The organism is Pseudomonas paralactis (assembly GCF_001439735.1).
GTDB classification, from domain to species: domain Bacteria; phylum Pseudomonadota; class Gammaproteobacteria; order Pseudomonadales; family Pseudomonadaceae; genus Aquipseudomonas; species Aquipseudomonas paralactis.
Map to the genome: position 1 here is coordinate 9,423 of NZ_JYLN01000001.1, position 26,267 is coordinate 35,689.

Annotated in this window: 21 protein-coding genes; 15 read left to right on the forward strand and 6 right to left on the reverse strand. The window is 59.7% G+C overall.

Translation table 11 applies throughout. From position 1 onward, the window contains the following. Positions 1-128: 128 nt before the first annotated feature. From TX23_RS00045 to TX23_RS00080, 10 genes are all read left to right on the forward strand, one after another. Positions 129-3,050, forward strand: a complete 2,922-nt coding sequence (locus TX23_RS00045; protein ID WP_057700473.1) for a monovalent cation/H+ antiporter subunit A — start codon at positions 129-131, stop codon at positions 3,048-3,050. After that, positions 3,050-3,394 carry a Na+/H+ antiporter subunit C gene (locus TX23_RS00050; protein ID WP_005789164.1) on the forward strand — a complete coding sequence of 115 codons (345 nt, stop codon included), beginning with the start codon at positions 3,050-3,052 and terminating at the stop codon, positions 3,392-3,394. The genes TX23_RS00045 and TX23_RS00050 overlap by 1 nt, the downstream gene beginning before the upstream one ends. Further along, a complete protein-coding gene (locus TX23_RS00055) occupies positions 3,391-5,073 on the forward strand; it encodes a monovalent cation/H+ antiporter subunit D (RefSeq protein WP_057700474.1) in 1,683 nt (560 codons plus the stop codon). Before TX23_RS00050 ends, TX23_RS00055 begins: the two co-directional genes overlap by 4 nt. Continuing rightward, the gene (locus TX23_RS00060; RefSeq protein ID WP_057700475.1) at positions 5,070-5,558 is read left to right on the forward strand and encodes a Na+/H+ antiporter subunit E; all 489 of its coding nucleotides are present in this window, start codon (positions 5,070-5,072) and stop codon (positions 5,556-5,558) included. The genes TX23_RS00055 and TX23_RS00060 overlap by 4 nt, the downstream gene beginning before the upstream one ends. Then, positions 5,555-5,833, forward strand: a complete 279-nt coding sequence (locus TX23_RS00065) for a K+/H+ antiporter subunit F (protein WP_005789171.1) — start codon at positions 5,555-5,557, stop codon at positions 5,831-5,833. The genes TX23_RS00060 and TX23_RS00065 overlap by 4 nt, the downstream gene beginning before the upstream one ends. After that, positions 5,830-6,168, forward strand: coding sequence for a Na+/H+ antiporter subunit G (locus TX23_RS00070; protein ID WP_057700476.1), 339 nt, complete (start codon positions 5,830-5,832; stop codon positions 6,166-6,168). The genes TX23_RS00065 and TX23_RS00070 overlap by 4 nt, the downstream gene beginning before the upstream one ends. A 307-nt stretch (positions 6,169-6,475) precedes the next feature. Further along, positions 6,476-6,811 (forward strand): DUF6124 family protein, encoded by a 336-nt coding sequence (locus TX23_RS26665; protein WP_082629530.1) that lies wholly within the window; start codon positions 6,476-6,478, stop codon positions 6,809-6,811. 189 nt (positions 6,812-7,000) lie between these two features. Further along, positions 7,001-7,486, forward strand: a complete 486-nt coding sequence (locus tag TX23_RS00075) for an Hcp family type VI secretion system effector (protein WP_057700477.1) — start codon at positions 7,001-7,003, stop codon at positions 7,484-7,486. Then, positions 7,483-8,196: a DUF4225 domain-containing protein gene (locus tag TX23_RS26670; protein ID WP_082629531.1), complete on the forward strand. Its 714-nt coding sequence runs from the start codon at positions 7,483-7,485 to the stop codon at positions 8,194-8,196. The genes TX23_RS00075 and TX23_RS26670 overlap by 4 nt, the downstream gene beginning before the upstream one ends. Continuing rightward, positions 8,193-8,495 carry a hypothetical protein gene (locus TX23_RS00080; protein WP_057700478.1) on the forward strand — a complete coding sequence of 101 codons (303 nt, stop codon included), beginning with the start codon at positions 8,193-8,195 and terminating at the stop codon, positions 8,493-8,495. The genes TX23_RS26670 and TX23_RS00080 overlap by 4 nt, the downstream gene beginning before the upstream one ends. Positions 8,496-8,739: 244 nt before the next feature. On the opposite strand, the gene cysS is transcribed toward TX23_RS00080, so the two are convergent. Continuing rightward, positions 8,740-10,122 (reverse strand): cysteine--tRNA ligase, encoded by a 1,383-nt coding sequence (gene cysS / locus TX23_RS00085; RefSeq protein ID WP_057700479.1) that lies wholly within the window; start codon positions 10,120-10,122, stop codon positions 8,740-8,742. Between the two features lie 15 nt (positions 10,123-10,137). Continuing rightward, positions 10,138-11,838 carry a glutamine--tRNA ligase/YqeY domain fusion protein gene (locus tag TX23_RS00090; protein ID WP_057700480.1) on the reverse strand — a complete coding sequence of 567 codons (1,701 nt, stop codon included), beginning with the start codon at positions 11,836-11,838 and terminating at the stop codon, positions 10,138-10,140. Positions 11,839-12,098: 260 nt separating this feature from the next. Here TX23_RS00090 and TX23_RS00095 point away from each other — a divergent pair, with 260 nt between their 5' ends. Beyond that, complete coding sequence (locus TX23_RS00095) at positions 12,099-12,605, forward strand: peptidylprolyl isomerase (protein WP_014718940.1); 507 nt, start codon at positions 12,099-12,101, stop codon at positions 12,603-12,605. Beyond that, complete coding sequence (gene lpxH / locus TX23_RS00100) at positions 12,602-13,351, forward strand: UDP-2,3-diacylglucosamine diphosphatase (RefSeq protein WP_057700481.1); 750 nt, start codon at positions 12,602-12,604, stop codon at positions 13,349-13,351. Before TX23_RS00095 ends, lpxH begins: the two co-directional genes overlap by 4 nt. A 657-nt stretch (positions 13,352-14,008) precedes the next feature. Here lpxH and TX23_RS00105 read toward each other — a convergent pair. Genes TX23_RS00105 through TX23_RS00120 form a run of 4 tightly spaced genes read right to left on the reverse strand, consistent with a single transcriptional unit; the run spans position 14,009 to position 18,674 of the window. After that, the gene (locus TX23_RS00105) at positions 14,009-15,538 is read right to left on the reverse strand and encodes a DHA2 family efflux MFS transporter permease subunit (protein ID WP_057700482.1); all 1,530 of its coding nucleotides are present in this window, start codon (positions 15,536-15,538) and stop codon (positions 14,009-14,011) included. Continuing rightward, complete coding sequence (locus TX23_RS00110; protein WP_057700483.1) at positions 15,538-16,737, reverse strand: HlyD family secretion protein; 1,200 nt, start codon at positions 16,735-16,737, stop codon at positions 15,538-15,540. Before TX23_RS00110 ends, TX23_RS00105 begins: the two co-directional genes overlap by 1 nt. A gap of 15 nt (positions 16,738-16,752) precedes the next feature. After that, positions 16,753-18,204 carry an efflux transporter outer membrane subunit gene (locus TX23_RS00115; protein WP_057700484.1) on the reverse strand — a complete coding sequence of 484 codons (1,452 nt, stop codon included), beginning with the start codon at positions 18,202-18,204 and terminating at the stop codon, positions 16,753-16,755. After that, positions 18,204-18,674 (reverse strand): MarR family winged helix-turn-helix transcriptional regulator, encoded by a 471-nt coding sequence (locus TX23_RS00120; RefSeq protein ID WP_057700485.1) that lies wholly within the window; start codon positions 18,672-18,674, stop codon positions 18,204-18,206. The genes TX23_RS00115 and TX23_RS00120 overlap by 1 nt, the downstream gene beginning before the upstream one ends. A gap of 373 nt (positions 18,675-19,047) precedes the next feature. Here TX23_RS00120 and TX23_RS00125 point away from each other — a divergent pair, with 373 nt between their 5' ends. The 3 genes from TX23_RS00125 to TX23_RS00135 all read left to right on the forward strand — a co-directional run bounded on the left by TX23_RS00125 (position 19,048) and on the right by TX23_RS00135 (position 26,261). Beyond that, positions 19,048-21,870 carry an ATP-binding protein gene (locus TX23_RS00125; RefSeq protein ID WP_057700486.1) on the forward strand — a complete coding sequence of 941 codons (2,823 nt, stop codon included), beginning with the start codon at positions 19,048-19,050 and terminating at the stop codon, positions 21,868-21,870. After that, positions 21,857-23,044 carry an EAL domain-containing response regulator gene (locus TX23_RS00130; protein WP_057700487.1) on the forward strand — a complete coding sequence of 396 codons (1,188 nt, stop codon included), beginning with the start codon at positions 21,857-21,859 and terminating at the stop codon, positions 23,042-23,044. The genes TX23_RS00125 and TX23_RS00130 overlap by 14 nt, the downstream gene beginning before the upstream one ends. Before the next feature lie 61 nt (positions 23,045-23,105). Then, a complete protein-coding gene (locus TX23_RS00135; RefSeq protein WP_057700488.1) occupies positions 23,106-26,261 on the forward strand; it encodes a hybrid sensor histidine kinase/response regulator in 3,156 nt (1,051 codons plus the stop codon). The last annotated feature ends 6 nt before the right edge of the window (positions 26,262-26,267 follow it).

Here is a 26,267-nt window from a genome sequence, read left to right on the forward strand (position 1 = left end):
AAGGGTTTTGAACCAATGCCAAACGAGAGGTTTCGGCCTACCTTGTAGGATCCTGCCACATCTTGGCGTTTGGTGATCGTCAAAGCGGCACGTATGATGCATCCCAAACTCCCGCAGATTAGAAGCCTATGTCCCTGATAGTTCTACTGCTTCTGCCATTCATTGGCAGCTGTCTGGCGGCCTTGCTGCCGCACAACGCACGTAATACCGAATCCCTGCTGGCCGGCCTTGTGGCATTGGTCGGCACCATTCAAGTCGCACTGCTCTACCCCCAGATCGCCCATGGCGGCGTGATACGCGAAGAATTCATGTGGTTGCCCAGCCTTGGGCTGAACTTCGTGCTGCGCATGGACGGGTTTGCCTGGCTGTTCTCAATGTTGGTGCTCGGCATCGGCACGCTGGTGTCGCTGTATGCGCGCTACTACATGTCACCGGACGACCCGGTGCCGCGTTTCTTTGCGTTTTTCCTGGCGTTCATGGGCGCCATGCTTGGCCTGGTGATCTCCGGCAACCTGATCCAGATCGTGTTTTTCTGGGAACTGACCAGCCTGTTCTCATTCCTGCTGATCGGCTATTGGCACCACCGCGCCGATGCGCGCCGGGGTGCGTACATGGCGCTGATGGTCACCGGCGCAGGTGGCTTGTGCCTGTTGGCGGGTGTAATGCTGCTGGGGCATATCGTCGGCAGCTATGACCTGGACCAGGTGCTGGCGGCGGGCGATCAGATTCGCGCGCACTCGCTGTACCCGGTCATGCTGGCCCTGGTGCTGATCGGCGCCTTGAGCAAAAGCGCGCAGTTCCCGTTCCATTTCTGGCTGCCCCACGCCATGGCGGCGCCGACGCCGGTTTCGGCCTACCTGCACTCGGCGACGATGGTGAAGGCCGGCGTGTTCCTGCTGGCCCGCCTGTGGCCGTCGCTGTCCGGCAGCGAAGAATGGTTCTGGATCGTCGGCGGTGCCGGCGCCCTCACTCTCCTCCTCGGCGCTTACTGCGCCATGTTCCAAAACGATCTCAAGGGCCTGCTGGCCTACTCCACCATCAGCCACCTCGGGCTGATCACCCTGCTGCTGGGTCTCAACAGCCCGCTGGCGGCGGTCGCCGCAGTGTTCCATATCCTTAACCACGCCACCTTCAAGGCCTCGCTGTTCATGGCGGCGGGCATCATCGACCACGAAAGCGGCACGCGGGATATCCGCAAGCTCAGTGGCCTGGTGCGCCTGATCCCGTTTACCGCGACCCTGGCCATGGTAGCCAGTGCCTCCATGGCTGGCGTGCCGCTGCTCAATGGCTTCCTGTCCAAAGAGATGTTCTTTGCCGAAACCGTGTTTATCTCGTCGACCCAATGGGTGGAAATCGCCCTGCCGGTGATTGCGACCATCGCCGGCACCTTCAGCGTGGCCTATGCCCTGCGCTTTACGGTGGATGTGTTCTTCGGCCCACCGGCTACCGACTTGCCGCACACGCCTCACGAGCCCCCGCGCTGGATGCGAGCGCCGGTCGAGCTGCTGGTGTTCACCTGCCTGCTGGTGGGGATTTTCCCGGCCCAGGTGGTTGGATCGATCCTTGCCGCGGCCGCGTTGCCCGTGGTCGGCGGCGTACTGCCCGAATACAGCCTGGCGATCTGGCACGGTTGGAACGCGCCGATGATCATGAGCCTGGTGGCAATGACCGGCGGCGTGGTGCTGTATTTGATGCTGGGCAAGCAACTCAAGCGTGGCCGCTTCGAATACCCGCCGCTGATCGGCTATTTCAACGGCAAGCGCGGCTTCGAACGCTGCCTGGTGGTGATGATGCGCGGTGTGCGCAAAATCGAAAAACGCATCAGCACCAAGCGCCTGCAAACCCAATTGTTCCTGCTGGTGATCGTCGCGGTGATCGGGGCCATGATCCCCATGTTCAACAGCGGCCTCACATGGGGCGACCGGCCGAAGATCCCGGGCTCCATCGTGTTCGTCACCCTGTGGTTGCTGGCGATCGCCTGCGCGCTGGGCGCCGCCTGGCAAGCCAAATATCACCGGCTGGCAGCACTGACCATGGTCAGCGTGTGCGGCCTGATGACGTGCGTCACCTTTGTGTGGTTCTCGGCACCGGACCTGGCTCTGACCCAATTGGTGGTGGAAGTGGTGACCACGGTGCTGATCCTGCTCGGCCTGCGCTGGCTGCCACGGCGTATCGAGGAGGTGTGGCCCTTGCCCAACACCTTGCGCAAGGCGCGAATTCGCCGGGTGCGTGACTTGCTGCTGTCCACCGTAGTGGGCGGCGGCATGGCGCTGTTGTCCTATGCGATGCTGACCCGCCAGACACCCAACGATATCTCCTCGTTCTACCTGAGCCGCGCCCTGCCCGAAGGTGGCGGCAGCAATGTGGTGAACGTGATGCTCGTGGACTTCCGGGGCTTCGACACTCTGGGCGAAATCACCGTACTGGGCGCCGTGGCTCTGACCGTATATGCGTTGCTGCGACGCTTCCGCCCGTCGAAGGAAAGCATGCAGTTGCCGGCGCAACAGCGCCAATTGGCACCGGACGTGGCCACCGACCTGGTCAACCCGCGTCAGGCCAGTGACACCGCTCTGGGCTTTATGATGGTGCCCGCGGTGCTGGTGCGCCTGCTGCTGCCGATTGCGCTGGTGGTGTCGTTCTACCTGTTCCTGCGCGGGCACAACCAACCGGGCGGCGGGTTTGTCGCCGGGCTGGTGATGTCGGTGGCGTTTATCCTGCAATACATGGTGGCCGGCACCCAATGGGTCGAGGCACAGATGAGCCTGCGGCCGATGCGCTGGATGGGCTTCGGCCTGCTGTCGGCGACCCTGACCGGCCTTGGCGCGCTGTTTGCCGGGTACCCGTTCCTGACCACCCATACCTGGCATATCGACGTGCCGCTGCTGGGCGATATCCATATCGCCAGTGCGCTGTTCTTCGACATTGGCGTATACGCCATGGTCGTGGGCTCCACGCTGCTGATGCTGACCGCGCTGGGTCACCAGTCCGTGCGAGCGCATAAACCGAGCAACCAGCCCAAAGTCGTTGCCGCAACCGAAGGAGCCGCCTGATGGAAGAAGTCATTGCAATCGCCATTGGGGTCCTGGCGGCCTCCGGCGTCTGGCTGGTGTTGCGGCCACGGACATTCCAGGTGGTGATGGGCCTGTGCCTGTTATCGTACGGGGTCAATCTGTTCATTTTCAGCATGGGCAGCCTGTTTATCGGCAAGGAGCCGATCATCAAGGACGGCGTGCCGCAAGACCTGCTCAACTACACCGACCCCCTGCCCCAGGCCCTGGTGCTTACGGCCATCGTGATCAGCTTCGCCATGACCGCATTGTTTCTGGTAGTGCTGCTGGCATCCCGGGGCCTGACCGGCACCGACCATGTGGATGGCCGGGAGCCTAAGGAATGAACTGGGTCAATCAACTGATCGTTGCGCCGATTCTGCTGCCGTTGTTTACGGCGGCGCTGATGCTGATGCTCGGCGAGAAACGCCGGCCGCTGAAGGCCAAAATCAACCTGGTCTCCAGCATGATCGGCCTGGGCGTGGCCATCCTGTTGCTGTACTGGACACAACAAGGCGGGCCCGGCTCCATCGGTGTGTACCTGCCGGGTAACTGGCAAGTGCCGTTCGGCATCGTGCTGGTGGTGGATCAGCTCTCGGCGCTGATGCTGGTGCTCACCGGGATTATCGGCGTGAGCGCATTGCTGTTCGCCATGGCCCGCTGGGACCGTGCCGGCACCAGCTTCCATGCACTGTTCCAGATCCAGCTGATGGGTTTGTATGGCGCATTCCTCACCGCCGACTTGTTCAACCTGTTCGTGTTCTTCGAGGTGCTGCTGGCCGCCTCTTACGGTTTGATGCTGCACGGTTCCGGCCGTGCGCGAGTGTCGTCGGGGCTGCATTACATTGCGATCAACCTGCTGGCGTCGTCGCTGTTCCTGATTGGTGCGGCGATGATCTACGGCGTCACCGGCACGCTGAATTTCGCTGACCTGGCGCTGAAAATCCCGCTGGTGCCGGAGGCCGATCGCGGCCTGCTGCACGCTGGCGCAGCAATCCTGGCCACGGCGTTTCTGGCCAAGGCCGGCATGTGGCCGCTGAACTTTTGGCTGGCCCCTGCCTACTCCTCGGCCAGCGCGCCGGTGGCAGCGATGTTTGCGATCATGACCAAGGTGGGCGTGTACACCGTGCTGCGCCTGTGGACCCTGCTGTTTTCCGGCCAGGCCGGCGCTTCGGCGCTGTTTGGCGGCGACTGGCTGGTGTATGGCGGCATGGCAACCATCGTCTGCGCGGCGTTGGCAATGATAGCGGCGCAACGCCTGGAACGCATGGCGAGCCTGAGTATTCTGGTTTCGGCGGGGATTCTGTTGTCGGCGGTGGGCTTTGCCCAGCCGAGCCTGACCGCTGGGGCGCTCTTCTATCTGGTCAGCTCCACCCTGGCACTGAGTGCACTGTTCCTGCTGGCTGAATTGATCGAACGCTCGCGCTCGGCCAATGACCTGCCGCTGGATGAAGAGATCGATGCGCTGCCCAAGGCCATGGAATCTCTGCATCCGCGCCCCGGCGTCAACCTCGACGACGAACAAAAAGCCGTGGTCGGCCAGGTGATCCCCTGGACCATGGCGTTTCTCGGCCTGAGCTTTGTGGCCTGTGCGTTGCTGATCATCGGTATGCCGCCCCTGTCCGGGTTTATCGGCAAGCTCAGTTTGCTGAGTGCACTGATCAACCCGTTGGGCCTTGGCAACGCGGTGGACACCCCCATCCGTCCGGCGGCCTGGGGTCTGGTGGCTCTGCTGATTCTGTCGGGCCTGGCCTCGTTGATCGCCTTTGCCCGGCTCGGCATCCAGCGCTTCTGGACCCCGGAAGAACGCCCATCACCGCTGCTGCGACGCTACGAATGCGTGCCGATCTTCGTGCTGCTGGGCTTGAGCATCGCCTTGACGTTCAAAGCCGAACCCCTGATGCGCTACACCCTGGCCACCGCCAAAAGCCTGAACAACCCGGAAAGCTATGTGATGGCGGTGATGGCCACACGGCCCGTGCCGAGCCCTGAAGCCAAGGCCGCCGCGCTGGAGGTGCAACCATGAAGCGTCTGTTTCCTGCCCCCTGGTTGTCGCTGGCGCTGTGGGTGTTGTGGCTGCTGCTCAACCTGTCGATCAGCCCCGGCAACCTGCTGCTGGGCGCGCTGCTGGGCTTTCTTGCGCCTTTGCTGATGGCGCCTTTGCGCCCGCAGCCGATCAGCCTGCGCCGCCCTGGCGTGATCCTGCGCCTGTTCCTGTTGGTGGGCCGCGATGTGATCGTTTCCAACCTGCAAGTGGCCTGGGGCGTACTGACCTGCGGCTCACGCCCGCCGCGCTCGCGCTTTATCAAGATCCCCCTGGACCTGCACAGCCCTAACGGCCTCGCCGCGCTGTCGATGATCACCACCGTGATCCCCGGCACCATCTGGTCGGAACTGGCGCTGGACCGCAGTATCTTGCTGCTGCACGTGTTCGACCTCGACGATGAAGCGCTGTTTATCCAGCACTTCAAAGCCACCTACGAGCGGCCCCTGATGGAGATCTTCGAATGAGCGCCCTGCTCTCCAATGCGATCCTGTTCAGCCTGTTCCTGTTTTCGCTGGCGATGGTGCTGACCCTGATCCGCCTGTTCAAAGGCCCCTCCGCCCAGGACCGAGTTCTGGCGCTGGACTACCTGTACATCCTGGCGATGTTGATGATGCTGGTGCTGGGCATTCGCTATGCCAGTGATACTTATTTTGAAGCGGCGCTGCTGATTGCACTGTTCGGCTTCGTCGGCTCGTTTGCCCTGGCCAAATTCCTGCTGCGCGGGGAGGTGATTGAATGATGCCGTTATGGGTTGAAGTAATAGTGGCGGCGTTGTTGGTACTCAGCAGCCTGTTTGCCTTGATTGGCGCGATAGGCTTGCTGCGGATGAAAGAGTTTTTCCAACGCATGCACCCGCCGGCACTCGCCTCGACGTTGGGCGCATGGTGCGTGGCACTGGCGTCGATTATCTATTTTTCGGTGCTCAAGTCCGGGCCGGTATTGCACGGGTGGCTGATCCCGATTCTGCTGTCGATCACCGTACCGGTGACCACCCTGCTGCTGGCGCGCACGGCGTTGTTCCGCAAGCGCATGGCCGGTGACGATGTACCCGCCGAAGTCAGCAGCCGCCGCTGACTCATCAAACGAACGCATTAAAAATTTGGTCTGGCGCTAAGCAAAAGATCGGATACGCGCCGCCCATTGCGCAAACTCAGCATCATCTCGGCGACCGGGTTTCGCAGCCCGGTTAAACTCTAGACGCACAGCGTCCACCTCAAGATAGCGGGCGTTTTTTTATGCCTGATGTTATGGCGGCTGTGCGCGGGATACCTTCGGGTATGCCGGGTGCCTAGAGTCCCGGTCTGCGAACCTGCGTACAGCCGCCACCCCAATATCGTTTCACAGCGATGGGTAGTGACTCCAATACTCTGGGAGCTTCGCCATGATTAAAGACAGTCAGAATCCGCCGCTGGATTCATCTTCGCTTCACGCTTGTGCTGATCAAGCGATTAACCATCATTTGAATCCATCTTCAACGCCTGCGTCATCGGATGACGGCCAAGGTCTTTTTGCTGTACGTAAAGGATTGGATGCCGAGACATTACTAGTCAATGCTTCAGAGGTCCTCGCATCCGTTCAAGCACTGGCAAGTCATTTAGCTTTTGAGATTGATGGAACCGCGCGCAGCGTGGCTCTAAGGATCTGCCGAATGGTGGAAGCTATTCAGCTTCTGGTGAGTGAAGCGCTTAATGCACATTGCGGAAAAGCTGGAAGGTAGCAGGCAATTACCATCGCTCTATTCATACGTACCAACACTGCAAAACGCCCCGACATACCGGGGCGTTTTTTATCCCATACAGAAACGAATAATCCTACATCCCGCTCGCACGATAAAAGGCGAAACATCCGATATTTCCTATTTACATTTTTTTATATGTTTATGGCGAATACATCAGGATCTACGTCCATGGCTAACCACGGTTACATGTCCATTAACGGAAAATCTCAAGGCCTGATCTCGGCTGGTTGCTCAACTCAAGACTCCATCGGCAACAAGTGCCAGGAGGGGCACCGAGACGAAATCATGGTGATGTCCTTCAACCACAATATGCTCAACACCGGCAACATCAGAGCCTCCACGCACGGCCCGGTGGTTATCACAAAAAGCATTGATAAATCCTCGCCCTTGCTGGCGGTAGCGTTATTCAACCGAGAAGAACTGAACTGCGTGATCAACTTTTATCGCATTTCACAGTTCGGCCAGCACCAAAAATACTACACCGTCGATATCAGGGGCTGCATCATTGCCAGCCTGACCGTCGATGTACCCCACTCCGTCCTGCTGAACGATGTAGACGCACAGGAACATCTGTCGATTCGGTATCGGGAAATCATCTGGACACATCATCTAGCGGGCACCAGCGGCTATGGCTCATGGGAAACCGGACGATGAAATCAAAGAAAGAAAATCAAACGTCGAACTTTTATGACTTATGGGTCGTCAGCCAAGCCGCTGCAAAACTGACCAATCATGCATGTGCAATAAGTGCCCGGCATCTACAGGATGGCGTTAATCGTTCGATATTCAACCGAGAGGTTGCCTACTACGCTCGTAGTATTGTCAGAGATGTAGAGCAAGGAAAAAAGACAGTTGCAGAGGGGCTGGTTGAGATTAAAAAAGAACAGCGTAGTTTGCTGGATCAATCAATAGCGATTGGGAGAAATGGAGTCGGAGCCGTTGCGGGCGCGCTGCAAATAGCCACGGGTGCCGGAATTTGCTATGCGTCAATGGGCACCCTGTGCCTCGTCGCAGGAGTGCCATTAATGGCACATGGCGCTAATAATTTATATGAAGGTGGACACAACCTGGTAACAGGGAGATCTGATACCGTCGGTCCGGTTCGTACAGCATATCAATCAGTTGCATCCGCCGTCGGTCACGGAGAGCGGGAAGCAAACATGGCCTACGGCGCCGTTGATATTAGCCTATCCATCTACAGCACTGTAAGGCATATATACAAACCCGATGCTTGGCGTTTATTTAGGTATTTGGATTCAGACCGGATACGAGCCTATAAAACCATGACACCAACTTCGCTGGCAGCGGAGGCCGCAATAGATGCAATCACATTAAAGCAACTACATGAAGAGTCTAAAAAATGATTATTATGGCTTTTCTAATACTCTCGCCACTGGGATTGTTATTCGCATACGGCCTTAGAGTTATCTTCTCCGGCAAGGGACTTGGATATACCAAAATCTATATCAGCTTAGCAGTCAATATTTTCTTTATGATGACACATATGGAAATCGCTCAATTTGACAAATACTTATGCTTCGGCACTCATCCAGAAGTCATTGAAAACTATCCAATCATTGGCTGGATCGCACTAGCATTCTTCATACTGCATGCACTCGCACTCCCAGTTAAACGCGACTTGAACTGGTGGTGGAAACGCTAAGTGACAGCGTTATTTTTTTGTAAAAAAAGCCCCGAACCAGTCGTAATGCCGTTCAGTTAAGCGTATGTCGCCCTCTGTAGGAGCGAGCTTGCTCGCGAAAAACGTTAACGATAACGCAGCGTTCCTGATTTAACGCGGCGCTCTCAGGTTTTTCGCGAGCAAGCTCGCTCCTACAAAAAGCCTTAACTGAACGGCATTACGAACCAGTCGGGGCGTTTTTTTATTCAGCGTGCAGCTTTAACGGTCAGTCAGCCAACCGCCACGTCGTCCCACCCTTGCCGTCTTCCAACACCACACCCATCGCGGTGAGTTGGTCGCGGATACGGTCGGATTCAGCCCAGTCCTTGTCCGCACGCGCAGCCAGACGCGCCTGGATCAGTGCATCTACCTCAGCGGCATCCACCCGCCCTTCAGCGCCGGCTTGCAGGAAGTCATCGGCCTCCATCTGCAACACGCCCAGCACGCTTGCCAGTTCTTTCAGGCGCGCCGCCAGACCCGCTGCCGCGTCGAGATCAGTCTCACGCAAGCGGTTGATCTCCCGCACCATCTCAAACAGCACCGCGCAGGCTTCGGGGGTGCCGAAGTCGTCGTTCATGACTTCGGTAAACCGCGCCACGAACGACTCGCCGCCGGCCGGAGCCACGCAAGGCAAGCCTTTCAACGCGTGATAGAAACGCTCCAGGGCGCCCTTGGCGTCCTTGAGGTTGTCTTCGGAGTAGTTGATGGCGCTGCGGTAGTGGCTGGACACCAGCAGGTAGCGCACCACTTCCGGGTGGTACTTTTCCAGCACGTCGCGGATGGTGAAGAAGTTGTTCAAGGACTTGGACATCTTCTCGCCATTGATGCGGATCATGCCGCAGTGCATCCAGGCGTTGGCGTAGGTCTTGCCGGTGGCGGCTTCGCTCTGGGCGATTTCGTTTTCGTGGTGCGGGAACTCAAGGTCGCTGCCGCCGCCATGAATGTCGAAGGTCTCGCCCAGGCAGCAGGTGGACATCACCGAGCATTCGATGTGCCAGCCCGGACGTCCAGGGCCCCAAGGCGACTCCCAGCTTGGCTCGCCGGGCTTGGTGCCTTTCCACAGTACGAAGTCGAGCGGGTCTTGCTTGGCTTCGTCGACTTCGATACGCGCGCCGATGCGCAGGTCTTCGATCTTCTTGCGCGACAGCTTGCCGTAGCCCATGAACTTGGCGACGCGGTAGTACACGTCGCCATTGCCTGGGGCGTAGGCATAGCCCTTGTCGATCAAGGTCTGAATCATCGCGTGCATGCCCGGGATGTGGTCCGTGGCACGCGGCTCCATGTCCGGCTTGAGAATGTTGAGGCGTGCCTCGTCCTCGTGCATGGCGGCGATCATGCGCTCGGTCAGCGCGTCGAACGACTCGCCGTTTTCGTTGGCACGGTTGATGATCTTGTCGTCGATGTCGGTGATGTTGCGCACGTACGTCAAGTCATAGCCGCTGAAACGCAACCAGCGGGTCACCAGGTCGAAGGCAACCATGCTGCGGCCGTGGCCGATGTGGCAGTAGTCGTACACGGTCATGCCGCACACGTACATGCGCACCTTGTTGCCATCCAGCGGCTTGAAGACTTCTTTGGTCTTGCTGAGTGTGTTGTAGATCGTTAACACGACAACTCCCTTAAATCACTGGCCCCACGAATCACGCAAGGTCACGGTACGGTTGAATACCGGAGCGCCTGGTTTCGAGTCCTTGATATCTGCGCAGAAGTAACCTTCGCGCTCGAACTGGAAACGGTCTTCCGGCTGTGCGTCGCCAAGCGATGGCTCGGCACGACAACCTGTGAGAACTTGCAGGGAATCAGGGTTGATGTTGTCGAGGAAACTCGCGCTGTCTTCAGCCTTTTCAGGGTTTGGCGAGCGGAACAGACGATCGTACAGGCGCACTTCGCACTCGATGCTGGCAGCGGCCGGCACCCAGTGGACCACACCCTTGACCTTGCGGCCTTCAGGGTTCTTGCCCAGGGTGTCCGGATCGTACGAGCAACGCAGTTCAACGATGTTGCCATCGGCGTCCTTGATCGCTTCGTCCGCACGGATCACGTAGCTGCCGCGCAGGCGCACTTCGCCGTTCGGCTCCAGGCGCTTGTAGCCTTTTGGCGGCTCTTCCATGAAGTCGTCACGGTCGATGTAGATCTCGCGGGCGAACGGCAACTTGCGCACGCCCAGCTCTTCTTTCTGCGGGTGACGCGGCAGTTCGAGGTTCTCGACCTGGCCTTCCGGGTAGTTGGTGATCACGACTTTCAACGGGCGCAGCACGCACATGGCACGCGGGGCGTTGGCGTCGAGGTCCTGACGGATGCTGAATTCCAGCATACCGAAATCGACCACACCGTCGGAACGGTTGGTACCGACCATGTCGCAGAAGTTGCGGATCGACGCCGGGGTGTAGCCACGGCGACGGAAGCCCGACAGCGTGGACATGCGCGGGTCATCCCAGCCATGTACGTGCTTTTCATCCACCAGTTGCTTGAGCTTGCGCTTGCTGGTGATGGTGTAGTTCAGGTTCAGGCGGCTGAATTCGTACTGACGCGGGTGCGCCGGGACCGGCAGGCTGTCCAGGAACCATTCGTACAGTGGGCGATGGCTCTCGAACTCCAGGGTGCAGATGGAGTGGGTGATGCCTTCGATGGCGTCCGACTGACCGTGGGTGAAGTCGTAGTTGGGGTAGATGCACCACTTGTCACCGGTCTGGTGGTGGTGGGCATGGCGGATGCGGTACATGATCGGGTCGCGCAGGTTCATGTTCGGCGAGGCCATGTCGATCTTGGCGCGCAGCACGCGGGCGCCGTCCGGGAATTCGCCGGCGCGCATACGGTTGAACCAGTCCAGGTTCTCTTCTACCGAACGGTCGCGGAACGGGCTGTTCTTGCCCGGCTCAGTCAGCGTGCCACGGTACTCCTTGGCCTGCTCCGGGGTCAGGTCGTCCACATAGGCCTTGCCGGCCTTGATCAGCTCGACGGCCCAGTCGAACAACTGGTCGAAATACTTGGAGGCATAGCGCACTTCACCGGACCATTCAAAACCCAGCCACTTGATGTCGCTTTCGATGGCGTCGATGTATTCCTGGTCTTCCTTGGCCGGGTTGGTGTCGTCGAAACGCAGGTGCGTGACGCCACCGAACTCCTGGGCCAGGCCGAAGTTCACACAGATCGACTTGGCGTGGCCGATGTGCAGGTAGCCGTTGGGCTCTGGCGGGAAGCGGGTGACGATCTGCGTATGCTTGCCCGAATCCAGGTCCGCCTGGATGATCGGGCGCAGGAAATTGACCGGGACAGCAGGTCCGGCCTTGGCATTCGAGGTAGGTTCGACAGTGGGCTTGCTCATAGGATCCTTGAACAGACAGGTTCGTGGCCAGGTGGGGCCAGATAAAACAAAGGGCTCATAATAGCCGAAGCAGTCAAGACACTGACAGCACACGCTTGAAAACTGCGGCTTTAATTGCTGCTTTAATGACAAGCGCGATAAAAAACCACCTCGAAATTCCCGCAAGGCACGCTAAACTGCGCGCCTTGGCCGTCGTTTAGCCAGACAGGTAAGGTGCCCAGGCGCCCACACCCACGAATTCCCTGAAAAGAGTAGTGAACATGACTCAAGTCAAACTGACCACCAACCACGGTGACATCGTCATCGAGCTGAACGCCGAGAAAGCGCCGATCACCGTCGCCAACTTCATCGAATACGTGAAAGCCGGCCACTACGAAAACACCGTTTTCCACCGTGTCATCGGCAACTTCATGATCCAGGGCGGCGGTTTCGAGCCTGGCATGAAAGAGAAGAAAGACAAGCGTCCAAGCATCCAGAACGAAGCGGACAACGGCCTTTCCAACGACAAGTACACCGTCGCCATGGCCCGTACCATGGAGCCGCATTCGGCCTCCGCGCAGTTCTTCATCAACGTTGCCGACAACGCCTTCCTGAACCACAGCGGCAAGAACGTGCAGGGTTGGGGCTACGCCGTGTTCGGTAAAGTCACCCAAGGCACCGACGTTGTCGACAAGATCAAAGGCGTATCCACCACCTCCAAGGCCGGTCACCAGGACGTTCCAGCCGAAGACGTGATCGTCGAGAAAGCCGAGATCATCGAAGCGTGATATTGCTGATTTCAGACTTGCATCTGGAAGAGGAGCGCCCGGACATCACCCGGGCGTTTCTGGATCTGCTCCACGGCCGCGCCCGTGGTGCCCAGGCGTTGTACATTCTGGGGGACTTCTTCGAAGCCTGGATTGGCGACGATGGCATGACCCCCTTCCAGCGTTCCATCTGCGAGGCTCTGCGTGAGCTGAGCGACAGCGGCACCCCGATTTTCATCATGCATGGCAACCGCGATTTCCTGATCGGCAAGGCGTTCTGTAAAGCGGCAGGCGCTACCTTGCTCAAGGACCCGAGTGTCGTGCAGTTTTATGGCGAACCCGTGCTGTTGATGCACGGCGACAGCCTGTGCACCCGCGACCTTGGCTATATGAAGCTGCGGCGCATCCTGCGTAACCCCATTGTGCTGTTTATCCTGCGCCACCTGCCCTTGGGCACCCGCCACAAACTGGCGCGCAAGCTGCGCAGTGAGAGCAGCGCGCAGGTGCGTATGAAGGCCAATGACATTGTCGATGTCACGCCTGAAGAAGTGCCACGGGTGATGCAGCAGTTCGGCGTGCGCACCCTGGTCCACGGCCATACGCACCGCCCGGCGATCCATAAGTTGCAGATCGGCGACCAGGCGGCCAAGCGCATTGTGCTGGGTGACTGGGACAAGCAAGGGTGGGCGCTGCAGGTGGATGAGCAGGGCTTTCAACTGGCGGCGTTTGACTTCGTCAACCCGCAGTTGGCGCTGCCTGGCGCCTAACCTGCGACACAACACCGATCAACCTGTGGGAGCTGGCTTGCCTGTGATAGCCATAGGTGTCTACACAACTTCGGTACGGCGCTGACCCTGTGGCGAGGGAGCTTGCTCCCGTGACGGACTGACAACCGACGCTGATCTAGCTGACGCACGCGATCCAATTGTGGGAGCTGGCTTGCCTGCGATAGCGGCCTGACAGCCAACACAGCTGGACTGTGTACATATCCATTCCTGCGGTAACGGCTACTTAAGGTTCCGCCCTGACGGCGGGTCACTTTCGAAAAGCGCGAAAGTAACCAAAGCGCTCTTGCCCCACCACTCGGCACCTCGCTTAGGCTCGGTGTGCCCGAACGCAGGCTTGAATCCGTGGGCCGCCGCCACGCGCCATCCATGGCGCGGGGCGGCTAACCCGGCGTCCTGCCGGGTTACCCACGAATTCAAGCCTGCGTTCGGCCAGCGTGGTTTAACGGGGCGCCTGAGATCAAGATCAAAAGCAGATCAAGATCAAGAGCGGCTCGCTTCGCATCGTGGTTACCGTCCACCGTTACAGCGTTATGTAGATACCTATGCTGCGATAGCATCACCTCGGTGCATCTGATACACCGAGGTGTCTGCATCGCAGGCAAGCCAGCTCCCACTGGGACCGCGCTGACCTTACAATCAGTGCCCCGAAGCCGCAGGCCCGGCCTTCGCCGTGAACGGTGGCTTGGCCAGCCACACCAGCAACATCAAGCCCATGAACATCCACCCCAGCAACGTGAAGTAATCCACGGTGGACATCATGTACGCCTGGCTGGTGAGGATCTGGTCCAGTTGCGTGTAGGCCTTCTGCCCTGCCCCGCCCAGCGCCTGCAACGCATCACGGGTAGCCGAGTCGTAGGTGGTCATGTTCTCGCTCATGTAGGCATGGTGCTGGTCCGCCCGGCGAATCCAGATCCAGGTGGTCAGCGAAGCCGCAAAGCTGCCGCCCAAGGTGCGCAGGAAGGTCGCAAGCCCAGCGCCGTCGGCAATCTGGTGCGGCGGCAGGTCGGACATCAGAATGCTCAAGGTCGGCATGAAGAACAGCGCCACGCCAATGCCCATGAACAGCTGCACCAGGGCGATGTGGGTGAAGTCCACCTCGTTGGTGAAACCAGCGCGCATGAAGCAGCTCAAGCCGATCGCCAGAAAGGCCAGGCCCGCCAGCAGCCGCAGGTCGAACTTGTGTGCGTACTTGCCCACAAACGGCGACATCAACACCGGCAGGATCCCGATTGGTGCCACGGCGAGTCCGGCCCAGGTGGCGGTGTAGCCCATCTGGGTCTGCAACCATTGCGGCAGGATCAGGTTGATGCCGAAGAAGCCCGCGTAACCGAGGATCAGCACGATGGTGCCGATGCGAAAGTTGCGATGGGCGAACAGCCGCAGGTTCACCACCGGGTGCTTGTCGGTCATTTCCCAGATCACAAATACCGCCAGCGCCACTGCCGAGATCACCGCACCAATGATGATGAAGTTGGATTCGAACCAGTCCAGGTCATTGCCTTTGTCGAGGATAATCTGCAAGGCGCCGACCCCGACGATCAGGCTCAACAACCCGACGTAATCCATCGGCTGATAACTGGTGACCACCGGACGCTTCTTCAACTGCGAACGCACCACCATCACCGCGAAGATACCGATGGGCACGTTGATGAAAAAGATCCACGGCCAGCTGTAGCTGTCAGTGATCCAGCCACCAAGGATGGGGCCTGCAATCGGCGCCACCACCGTAACCATCGCCAATAACGCCAGGGCCATGCCGCGCCTGGCGGGAGGATAGACCGCAATCAACAGCGTCTGGGTCATCGGGTACAACGGCCCGGCAACCAGGCCTTGCAGCACCCGAAAGCCGATCAGCTCGGGCATCGACGTGGAGATACCGCACAGGAAAGAGGCCAGCACAAACAGAATAGTCGCCCACAGGAACAGCTTCACCTCACCAAAGCGCCGGCTTAACCAACCGGTGAGCGGCAAGGCGATGGCGTTGCTCACCGCAAACGAGGTGATCACCCAGGTGCCCTGCTCCGAACTCACCCCCAGGTTGCCGGAAATAGTCGGCAAGGCCACGTTGGCAATGGTGGTGTCGAGCACCTGCATAAAGGTCGCCAGCGACAGCCCGATAGTGGCCATCAACAGGCTGGGCGGCGTGAACGAGGCGTTATTGCTCATCAGCGTTGCGCAGCCTTGGGAGCGGCGACGCTGTTGTCATGGATCAACTGGTTGATCATGGCATCGGCCTCGGCCAATTGGCGGTCATACACGTTGGTGGTGAACGAGGCTTTTTGCGGCGCCTGTTGCGCCAGCACCGGGCCGCTCTGGTCGTGCAGGTCTACGTTGACCACGGTGCTCAAGCCCACGCGCAGCGGATGCTTGGCCAGCTCTTCGGCGTTGATGTGGATGCGCACCGGCACCCGCTGCACGATCTTGATCCAGTTGCCGGTGGCGTTCTGCGCGGGCAGCAAGGCGAACGCGCTGCCGGTGCCGGCGCCGAGGCTGTCGACGGTGCCGCTGTATTTCACGTCGCTGCCGTAGATGTCCGACTCGATATCCACCGGCTGGCCGATGCGCATATCCCGCAGTTGGGTTTCCTTGAAGTTGGCGTCGATCCACAGCTGGTCCAGCGGGATCACCGCCATCAGCGCGGTGCCCGGCTGGACGCGCTGGCCCAGTTGCACGGTGCGCTTGGCCACATAGCCGGTGACCGGTGCGATCAAGGTGCTGCGCGCGTTAGTCAGGTAGGCCTGGCGCAGTTGCGCGGCGGCGGCTTGCACATCGGGATGGGACGAAATCACCGTGTCATCCACCAAGGCATTGGTGGTTTTGAGTTGTTGCTCAAGGTTGGTCAAGGCGTTCTTGGCGGCGGTCAGGCTGTCGCGGGCGTGGGACAGTTCTTCCTGGGAAATCGCGCCGCCCTGGGCCAGGGTCTTACGGCGGTTGTAGTTGTCCTGGGCGGTTTGCACATCGGCTTTCTGCGCATTGACCTGGGCTTTCATACCATCGACGTTGCTGTACAGGCCGCGGACCTGGCGCACGGTGCGGGCCAGGTTGGCCTGGGCACTTTGCAGGCCGACGGCGGCGTCGTTGGGGTCGAAGTTGATCAGCACTTGGCCTTCATGCACCAGGTCGCCATCGTCGGCGCCGATACTGACTACGGTACCAGTGACGAGCGGGGTGATTTCCACCACGTTGCCGTTCACATAGGCGTCGTCGGTGCTCTCGTTAAAGCGCCCGTAGAACTCATACCAGGCCCACACGCCCACCACGCCAAGGATGACGATCAGCGCCAGGCCGATGAGCATGACTTTGCGTTTGCGTGGGTTGGTGTCTTGGGGTTGTTCGGTTGCGTTGTTGCTGTCGGCAGTGGCCATGACAAATACCTCAAATTATTCCGTGCGTGTTGCAGGGGTGGTCGCGGCCACGTTGTCGGCGTGGTACCCGCCACCCAGGGCCTGCATCAATTGAATCGACAGATCGATCTGCGCTGCATTCAAGGTCGCCAGCTGACGCTGGGCCTGTAGCAACTGCTGCTCGATGCTGAGCACATCCAGGTAGTTACCGATGCCTGAGCTGTAGCGTTGCACCCCGGTGTCGTAGGACTGCTGCGCGATGTCGGCCGCGTGTTGCTGGGCCTGGATCTGCCGCCCGGTGTCACGCAGTTGGGACAGGCTGTTGCCGATATCGCCCAAGGCTTGCAACAGGGTTTTGTTGTACTGGGCCACGGCCAGGTCGTAGTCGGCATCGCGGGCATCAAGGTCGGCGCGCAGGCGGCCACCGTCGAAGATCGGCAACGAGATCGTCGGCGCAATGTTGAAGAAGCGGCTGGACGAACCGAACATCGCGTCCCCCAGCAACGACTCGGCGCCAGCGCTCGCGCTCAGGTTGAGGTTGGGGTAGAAGCGGGTCTTGCTGGCGTCGATGTTCTTGCTCGCGGCCTCTACGCGCCAGCGTGCGGCGACCAGGTCCGGGCGACGGCCGAGCAGCTCGGCAGGCAGCACCGCCGGAACGGCCACGGCGCTGGGTTTGAGCACCGCTGGGCGCGCCAACTCGTCACCGCGGTCCGGGCCTTTGCCGAGCAACACAGCCAATGCGATCTTGGCGCTTTGCAGCTGTTTTTCCGCGTCAATCAGTTGCGACTGGGAGCTGGCTTCCAGGCTCTCGGTCTGCTGGTACTGGTACTCGCTGTCGATACCGGAACTCAGGCGGCGCTTGCTCAGGTCGAGCATCTGGCGGGTACGCTTGAGGTCATCGACGGCCAGGTCACGCACGATATGGGCCTGGCCCAGGTCGCTGTAGGCCTTGGCCACGTTCGCGGCCAGTGTCAGGCGCGCGGCCTGCTGGTCGACTTCGGCAGCGCGAGCCTCGCCCAACGCGGCTTCCCAGGCGGCGCGCTGGCCACCCCAGAGGTCGAAGTTGTAGTTGAAGCTGGCGCCGATGTTACGCACGGTCGAATAGGCATCGCCCTGCCCGCGTGGGTCCTGATCCTTGGCCAGGCGCGAACGGCTCACGCCGGCGCTGGCATCCAACGTCGGCATACGGGCGGCGTTGGCGGCATAGGCGGCGGCTTCGGCCTGGTGGGCACGGGCATCGGCGACTTGCATGTCGGGGCTGTTCTGCAGGGCTTCCTGGATCAGGCCGTCAAGCTGTGGGTCGCCGAGGCTTTTCCACCAGTCAGCGGCCGGCCAGGCGGCGCTCGACAGCGTCACGCCGCTGAGGGATTTGCCGGTGTGCAGGGTGTTGGCGTCGAGGCGCTGGCCCTGGGTATCGAGGCCGCTGTAATTGGCGCAACCGGCCAACGTCATCGCCGCCAGCACCAGGCTGAGTGCGCGTGTGTTCATTATTTACCTACCCGCTGGATCGTGATGGGGTCACCCGCAGCGATCAGCATTTTTTTCAGGATGCGTTCCAGGGTTTCCAGTTCACCCGGCTCAAGCACACCGGCCAACTGGTTGAGCGCCTTGGCGCCGATGTGCGGGAGCATGTCCGCCAGGCGCTGGCCTTCGGCGGTCAGCACCAACTGCACTTGGCGGCGATCCAGCTCGGAACGCTTGCGGCTGAGCAGGTCTTTTTGCTCCAGCCGGTCGAGCATGCGCGTCATCGAGCCGCTGTCCAGGGACAGGTTGCGGCACAGCTCCGCCGGGGTATCGACGCCGAACTGGGCCATGATGATCAACACCTTGAACTGCGCGGCGGTGATGCCGTGGGGTTCCATATGGGTGTCGATGATCCGGTCCTTGAGGATCGCGGCGCGGCCCAGCAACAGGCCGAGGTGGCAGTTGTGGAAGTTGTCAGGGGTGAAGTGAGGCATCGAAAGTCACCTTATTACTGCCTAGGCAGTGAATGTGTGACGAGATGTTACTGCTTAGGCAGCGAATGTCAAATGGAATAATTAGGTTGCTTGGTAGTTGAGGGTAAGCGACGGGTTTTAAGGTTTGCCTGATGGGATGTGGTGCCTGCGCTGTTTAATGTTTTGCGCTTCCCAGCCAATGTGGCCGTGTTCATGAAGCCATTAAGACTGCAGCTTGCGCTGTTCGTATTTATTACCACGATGACGCTCGGCGACCCTATCTTCCACTAGGTCGCTCAGGGCCAATACCGAAGTCACGTTTATTGTGAACTACCTGTAAAAAACTAAGGATCGTCTGATTCTCCCCGCGCGTTGTCCCACCTAAAGTGCCGACATGCGATTGAAGACCTACCTCCATCAGATCAGCCCGATCCTGTCTACCCCGAACGCCGCCCGCCGCTTGTTGCGCATTTTTGCGCTGGTGCTGCTGGTGGGCATCATCGGTGGGGCTTACAGCTTTCTGCTGTTCACCTTCAACACCGAGATCTCCCAGCGACGCAGCTACATGAGCAGCGCGATTGCCGAAGCCCACACCTTTTTCACCACCCGCGAAGCGCTGCTGGAAAGCCTCAGCCTGTCGGCTACACGGCGCTACAAAAGCGCCGATGGCGCCGTGTCTGCGGAGGAAGTGTATTTGCTGTTGGGCACACGCCCCGGCAAGCAGTGGAGTATCTGGCTGACCCAGCGCATGCGCGACTATTTGAAGGCCAGGCAACTCAACCTGATTTACGTGGCCAGCGATGTAGAAGCCAAAGTGGTACGCCTTTACAACGCCACGCCAACGATTCGCGCGTTCCCAACGGGTATGCTCGAACAGTTGAAGCGGCTTCAGCGCGACACTCGTCCGGCCTTGCAGGAGCTGTGGCTGACCCAGAACACCGAAGGCCATTCGCAGCTGTACATTTTCGTTCGTCTGGATGAGCGCGATATGAATTCGGGTTGGCTAGGCTTGGAAATTGACGACCGGGAAGTCGCCAACACCCTGAACGATCATAGCGCGGGGGAGTTCACCATGTTCAATTCCCAGGGCATGCCCTTGTTCAGCAATAGCACCAAGCCGCAGTTCAGCCACAACCTGCCAGGCCTGCAGCAGCAGGATTTCTTTGGTTTTGTCGGCGCGGGATGGCTGCCCGACCAACTGGTGTTGCGCAAACAATTGAAGTCGTCGGACTGGCAACTGGCTTACTCCATCGACCTGCGCGCGGTTCTCCTATCCCTGTGGCCGCAATTGGCCGGGACGCTGGTGTTCTGCGTGTTCGGTATCAGTCTGGTGTGGTTGCTGATACACCGCATTGAACACCGTTTCATTACCCCCGCGGTGCAGCGTATCCAAGCCTTGGTGGAAAGCGAGCTGTTCAGCCGTGACGTGATCCAGACCGCGCCCGTGGCCCTGTGTGTATTACGTCGCACCGACGGCCAGGTGGTACTGGAAAACACCTTGTCCCAGCAATGGCTCGGCCAGAGTGGCGAACGCGAACAGCTGTGCCCAGGCTGGATCCACCAAGCCTTCGATGCCCACGAACCGACTTTTACCGATTACTTTGAAACCGCCGATGGCCGCCACCTTTACCTGAGCTGCGCGCCCACTCGCTACAAAGGTGAGGACGTATTGTTATGTGCCTTCAGCGACATCAGTACCCGCACCCAGATCGAAGCAGCGCTGGAACAGGCGCGCCGGCTGGCCGACAGCGCCAATGAAGCCAAGACCTTGTTTCTGGCCACCATGAGCCATGAAATCCGCACGCCGCTCTATGGCGTACTGGGCACTCTGGAACTGCTGGGCCGCACCCGTCTGGATGCACAGCAGAAAAACTATCTAAAGGCGATAGAGGGCTCGTCGTCCACTTTGTTGCAATTGATCTGTGACGTGCTGGACGTATCCAAGATTGAGGCCGGGCAACTGGCCCTGGAGCTGGGTGAGTTCTCGACCTTCGCCCTGGTGCAGGAAGTGGTCCACGGCTATGCAGCGGCGGCCCAGAGCAAAGGGTTGCTGCTCTACGCCTGCATCGACCCGCAGATGCCGGACCGGATGATTGGCGACATCAGCCGGATCCGCCAGGTGCTCAACAACCTGTTGAGCAATGCCATCAAGTTCACCGACTCCGGGCGGGTCGTGGTACGAGCCACGCTGTTAAGCCGTGATGGCGAGCGCGCCAGCGTGCAATGGCAAGTCTCGGATACCGGCAAAGGCATCGCACGCGAAGAGCAGCCGTGCATTTTCGAGCCCTTTTACCAGACTCAGGGCAACCCCAACGTAGTGGCGGGAACCGGCCTTGGCCTGCCGATTTGCCTGCGCTTGACCCAATTGATGAATGGCAGCCTGCGTATGGTGAGTGAGCCGGGCCTGGGTAGCAGTTTTACCCTCGCCCTACCGCTGGTCGAGTGCGTCAAAGACGCGCTGCCCCCGACCATGACAAGCTTGCTCCCGGAAGTCGTTCTGGTGCTTTCACCGGTTCGCGAGTTGGCCGAAGTCATCAGCGGTTGGCTACGACGCTGGGGCGCCCACCCCTTGATCGGTCACCCATCCTCTCTGGACCTACCCTCGGCCTGTGTACTGATTGAGCTGCATCCAGGCCCGCTTGAACAGCGCCTGATCCCCGATTGGGCCGGGCCGCTGGTGCTTGCCACCAGCGACGGGTGCAATGTACCGCAGATCATGCTCGGAGGCTGGAAGGTCAACCTCAATGACCTGCATGCCATCCATCAAGCGGTAAGCCAGGCCCAAGGTGTATGGGTTTCACTGCCACAAGCGGTGAATGAGCTACATGATCTGCGCAAGTTGAAGCTGCACATACTGGTGGCCGAAGACAACGCTATCAACCAGTTGATCCTGCGTGATCAATTGGAGGAGCTGGGCTGCACCGTGGAACTGACGTCGGATGGCGAAGAGGCGTTGTCTCGCTGGCACGAGGGGACGTTCGATATCGTCCTCAGCGACGTCAATATGCCTAAGCTCAACGGCTATGTCCTGGCCCGGGAGCTGCGGCGCCTGGGCTGCACCGTACCGATCATCGGCGCCACCGCCAATGCCATGCGTGGCGAAGCCGCCTTGTGCGTGGCGGCAGGCATGAACCATTGCCTCGTCAAACCCTTTACCCTGCGAGCCTTGTTCAATGAACTGGCTCCCTATGAACGAGCCCCCCATGAATCGCTGTAGCATTTTGATCGTCGAAGACCACCCCTTTCAACATCAGTACCTGCAGCATCTGTTCGGCGAACTGGGAGACTTCGACCTGGAGTCGGCGCGCGATGGCGAGGAAGCGCTGAGCTGTTTGCGCAGGCGCAATTTCGACCTGGTGCTCACCGACCTGCTGATGCCCGGCATGGACGGTGTGCAGTTTATCCAAGGCCTTGCCACGCTGCGTGCCAAACCGGCCCTGGCGATCATGAGTGCCGCGTCCAGGCGCATGCTGATGAGCGCGAGCCTGGTGGCGAGCAACCTGCAGGTGAATGTCATCGGGTTGATCTCCAAACCAGTGAACCTTGCGGCCCTGCGCAGTTTGACTGAGCAACTGCTGGATCTACGTCAGGTGGTGTTGCCCGAGACTGCCCCAGATATTGAACGCCAGGCCCTGCTTGAAGCGCTGGACAACGGCCAATTACAGGCCTGGTTTCAACCCAAGAAAGCCCTGGTCAACGCACGCATCGTCGCCGCCGAAGCCTTGATACGCTGGATCCACCCGGACCATGGTGTATTGCTGCCGGGCTCGTTCCTGCCCGCGCTCAGAGCCTACCGCCTGGAGGAGCACTTGTTATGGCGTGTACTGGAACAGGCCATCGCTGCCCAGGCACGCTGGCGACTACAGGGTTATGACATCCCGGTGTCAATCAATTTGCCCACCCATTTGCTCAACAGCTACGACCTGGCCGATCGCATCCTCGCCTTCGTCTTGCAACATCAAGGCATTCCCGGACGAATTTGCTTTGAGTTGATGGAGTGTTCGGTGCCCAAGGACATCAGCAACTTCTACGCTGGCGCATGCCGTTTGCGCATCAAGGGTTTCGGCCTGTCCCAGGACGACTTTGGCAAAGGCTACAGCTCGTACATGAACCTGGTCTTGACGCCTTTCACCGAACTCAAGATCGACCGGGCGCTGGTGCAAGGCTGCAATGACAACGAAGAGCTGGCGCAGGCGTTGACGAGTATTGTGGCCCTGGGGCGGCAACTGGGTTTGACCGTGGTAGCAGAAGGCGTGGAAACCGCGCAAGAACTTGCACTGTTGCGTAAGATCAACTGCACTCAGGTCCAGGGCTTCCTGATTTCCCATGCGGTGTCCTCAGACCAGTTCCAGCAACTGCTGAACCAGGACGGCCCGGCAAGCACCTATTGAGTCTTTGTTCAGAGGCCATTGTGTCCGACCATACCCCCCTTCCCGCCCGCCGGTTCGCTTAATGAACCATCCCAATGCTTTCCTGGAGAAACTGACCAGCAGTTCTCTGCGCCTGCACAAGGGCTTGATAGCGCTCGGCGCCTTGGTGATGGTGTTGCTGGTGATCAGTTACCTGGGCGTGCAGCGCATGGTCGGCGAACAAAGTGATACCACCCGCTTTCATTTTGCCCGACTGATGGAAAACATTGGCGAGCAGCAGGCGTTTCTTGCCAGTCTTTCACAGCAAAGTACCCAGGGCGATTTCCTGTCTGCGTCAATCTCTGTACCACCCGCCCTCAAGGCGTTGTCCGAGCAAGGGCCGGATATCTATGAGGGACGCGAATTCAGCTTTTCTCTGCCTTATAGCGTAAAACTCAACCCCAAACGCCTGGCTGCCAGCCAACAGGCGAAGATTTTTGATCTGGCAGCTCACCTGGCCGCCTACTACGGCGCCTTCTGGTCTGCCTCGCACTACCAGTCACCCCAGGTTTTACTGTTCAACGGGCCGGACAACTTCAATATTTCGGTGCCTGCCGCCGGCCATCTGCGTGGTGATGGGCAGGTGCAGGGCGGTTCTTTTGCCGACGTGGTACGCCAGGTAGAAGCGCGGCTGCATGCCGACCCTCAGCAACTGCCAGACGGCCAGGTGCACTGGAAAGCCTACAGCGACACCACGCAAACGGCGAGCTCCCCGACATTGCTCGCTTATATCCACATCGAACTGGCTCCGGCACGCCGGCATATCCAGGGCGCAAGCCCGCACGTGCTGGTAGCGTCGCTGCTCAATCCTTCGCAGATCAATAACATTGAGCGCTTGATGCAATGGTCGATCTACGACCACTTCACACTGATCGCTCCATCCGGCGAGGTGCTGGCTGGCGTCCTGAAACCTGAACAACGGTTGCAGGAGGGCCTGAACCTCACCCGTGACGGCCTGGTATTCAAATTGACCAGCCCTGGTGAACAGCACTGGACGGCGATCTACGTCATAGGGCTCAAGAGTTTCCTGGACTCGGCCTTTTGGCCACTGCTGTGCCTGCTCGCACTGATAATCGCAGGGCTTGGGGGTGGACGCGCCTTCAACCGCTGGTACAAAAAGCAGGTGGTGCTGCCCGCCCAACTGGCCCACGCCAGCGTCGCCGAAAGCGAGGCATTCAGCCGTGCAGTGATTGATACCGCGCCTACTGGCCTCTGTGTAATACGCCGTAGCGACCATCAGGTGTTACTGGAGAACCGACGCGCGCTGGAGTGGAAAGGTACCAACCGGCTGGTCAGCACCCTGCGCCAGCACTACGACCTCTGCGAAGCAGGCCAGGCCGAACTGGATATTGATGGCCGCCATCTGCATATCACGTTTATCAACACCCGCTATCAAGGCCAGGACGCCTGGCTCTGCGCCTTCCATGACGTCACCCGGCACATCGAAGACGCCGCGGCCCTGGAAGAGGCCCGCCACACCGCCGACTCGGCAAACCGGGCAAAGTCCCGCTTCCTCGCCACCATGAGCCATGAAATCCGTACGCCGCTGTACGGTGTGCTGGGCACCCTCGAACTGCTTGGCCTGACCAGCCTCGCCCCGCGTCAACAGGATTACCTGCAAACCGTTCAACGCTCATCCGCCACCTTGTTCCAGCTGATCAGCGATGTGCTGGACGTGTCCAAGATCGAAGCCGGGCAGATGACGCTGGAACTCCAGGACTTCTGTCCGCTGGAAATGAGCGAAGATGTCGTGCGCACCTACAGTGCGTTTGCCCGAGCCAAGGGTTTGCACCTGTATGCCAGCATCGATGTAACACTGCCGGATCGGCTGCGCGGTGACCCGCTGCGGATTCGCCAGATCCTCAACAACCTGGTGAGCAACGCGATCAAGTTCACCGATAACGGCCGTGTACTGCTGCGAGTGCGGGTGTTGGAAAACGCTGATGTGCAGTGGCAGGTCAGCGATTCGGGCGTGGGGATTTCCTCGGCGCAGCAACAGCAACTGTTCGATCCGTTCTATCAGGTCAACGATGCGACCAGCCAGGCCGGTGCAGGCCTGGGCCTGGCGATCTGCAAATGGCTGTGCGAGTTAATGCATGGCCACCTGAGCGTGGTTAGCGAGCCCGGCCTGGGCAGCAGTTTCAGTCTGCAACTGGCGCTGGAGACCGTAGCAGGCAACCTCGCCGATTGCCCGGTGTTCACGTCTGATGCACCGGCTGTGTATGTGCGTGCGCCCGTCCACGAGCAGGCGCAGCATCTTATCGACTGGCTCAACCGCCTGGGCCTCGACTGCCGGGCCTTCCGGGCTGGGCCAACTGCCGCGCTGCTGGTGGACCTGTCGCCCGCGGGCCAAAGCCTGCCCTGGCCCAACCAGCGAATCATTGCCACACCGGGCGGGCCCAACCCTGCGCAGTTATCCAAGGCCGACTGGCTCGTCGACGTCGATGACGTACGCGCGATTGCCTGGGCGGTTTACCTGGCGCATCACGGTAGCCGCGCTGAAGGCCCGCCCGAAGTGCCGGAAAAAAACCGTCGTTTGAACCTCAAGGTGCTGGTCGCCGAAGACAATGCGATCAATTTGGCAATCATCAAGGAACAACTGCAAGCCCTGGGCTGCTCGGTGGTGGCCGCCACCAACGGCAAAGAAGCGCTGGTGCAATGGCAACCGGGCCGTTTCGACTTGGTACTCACCGACGTGAATATGCCGCTGATGAACGGCTATCAATTGGCTCAAGCCCTGCGCCAGCAGGATAAAACCCTGCCGATCATCGGGATCACCGCCAACGCCCTGCGCGAAGAAGGCGAACGCTGCGCTGCTGTGGGCATGAATGCGTGGCTGGTCAAGCCGCTGAACCTGGCGACCTTGCGCGCGCAACTGGAGAAACATTGCAGGATCGCCCTGCCGGCAGTGGCCGAACCGTCCATGTTGTCGCCCGAAATGCGCGAGCTGTTTGTCACCACTGTGCGCCAGAATGTTCATGCCACACTGGCAGCGCTGGAACGTGCCAATGTCAATGAGGTGGCGCAGCAGTTGCACAGCATCGCCGGAGCCTTGGGCTCAGTGCAGCTCAAAGCGATGGCCATCGCGTTTGTCGAACTCGAATGTCGCCTGACCGGCATGGCCGTCACGCCCGCCCTCGCCCTGGAAGTGCGTCAGCACCTCGCTCGATTGAATGCCCTGCTCGACTCCCTTGAATAAATTCAC

What these genes read in the sequence shown, in the direction of transcription:
- TX23_RS00045 (WP_057700473.1), top strand. Translation starts at nt 129, where the DNA reads ATGTCCCTGATAGTTCTACTGCTTCTGCCATTCATTGGCAGCTGTCTG.
- TX23_RS00050 (WP_005789164.1), top strand. Translation starts at nt 3,050, where the DNA reads ATGGAAGAAGTCATTGCAATCGCCATTGGGGTCCTGGCGGCCTCCGGC.
- TX23_RS00055 (WP_057700474.1), top strand. Translation starts at nt 3,391, where the DNA reads ATGAACTGGGTCAATCAACTGATCGTTGCGCCGATTCTGCTGCCGTTG.
- TX23_RS00060 (WP_057700475.1), top strand. Translation starts at nt 5,070, where the DNA reads ATGAAGCGTCTGTTTCCTGCCCCCTGGTTGTCGCTGGCGCTGTGGGTG.
- TX23_RS00065 (WP_005789171.1), top strand. Translation starts at nt 5,555, where the DNA reads ATGAGCGCCCTGCTCTCCAATGCGATCCTGTTCAGCCTGTTCCTGTTT.
- TX23_RS00070 (WP_057700476.1), top strand. Translation starts at nt 5,830, where the DNA reads ATGATGCCGTTATGGGTTGAAGTAATAGTGGCGGCGTTGTTGGTACTC.
- TX23_RS26665 (WP_082629530.1), top strand. Translation starts at nt 6,476, where the DNA reads ATGATTAAAGACAGTCAGAATCCGCCGCTGGATTCATCTTCGCTTCAC.
- TX23_RS00075 (WP_057700477.1), top strand. Translation starts at nt 7,001, where the DNA reads ATGGCTAACCACGGTTACATGTCCATTAACGGAAAATCTCAAGGCCTG.
- TX23_RS26670 (WP_082629531.1), top strand. Translation starts at nt 7,483, where the DNA reads ATGAAATCAAAGAAAGAAAATCAAACGTCGAACTTTTATGACTTATGG.
- TX23_RS00080 (WP_057700478.1), top strand. Translation starts at nt 8,193, where the DNA reads ATGATTATTATGGCTTTTCTAATACTCTCGCCACTGGGATTGTTATTC.
- TX23_RS00090 (WP_057700480.1), bottom strand. Translation starts at nt 11,838, where the DNA reads ATGAGCAAGCCCACTGTCGAACCTACCTCGAATGCCAAGGCCGGACCT.
- TX23_RS00095 (WP_014718940.1), top strand. Translation starts at nt 12,099, where the DNA reads ATGACTCAAGTCAAACTGACCACCAACCACGGTGACATCGTCATCGAG.
- TX23_RS00105 (WP_057700482.1), bottom strand. Translation starts at nt 15,538, where the DNA reads ATGAGCAATAACGCCTCGTTCACGCCGCCCAGCCTGTTGATGGCCACT.
- TX23_RS00110 (WP_057700483.1), bottom strand. Translation starts at nt 16,737, where the DNA reads ATGGCCACTGCCGACAGCAACAACGCAACCGAACAACCCCAAGACACC.
- TX23_RS00115 (WP_057700484.1), bottom strand. Translation starts at nt 18,204, where the DNA reads ATGAACACACGCGCACTCAGCCTGGTGCTGGCGGCGATGACGTTGGCC.
- TX23_RS00120 (WP_057700485.1), bottom strand. Translation starts at nt 18,674, where the DNA reads ATGCCTCACTTCACCCCTGACAACTTCCACAACTGCCACCTCGGCCTG.
- TX23_RS00125 (WP_057700486.1), top strand. Translation starts at nt 19,048, where the DNA reads ATGCGATTGAAGACCTACCTCCATCAGATCAGCCCGATCCTGTCTACC.
- TX23_RS00130 (WP_057700487.1), top strand. Translation starts at nt 21,857, where the DNA reads ATGAATCGCTGTAGCATTTTGATCGTCGAAGACCACCCCTTTCAACAT.
- TX23_RS00135 (WP_057700488.1), top strand. Translation starts at nt 23,106, where the DNA reads ATGAACCATCCCAATGCTTTCCTGGAGAAACTGACCAGCAGTTCTCTG.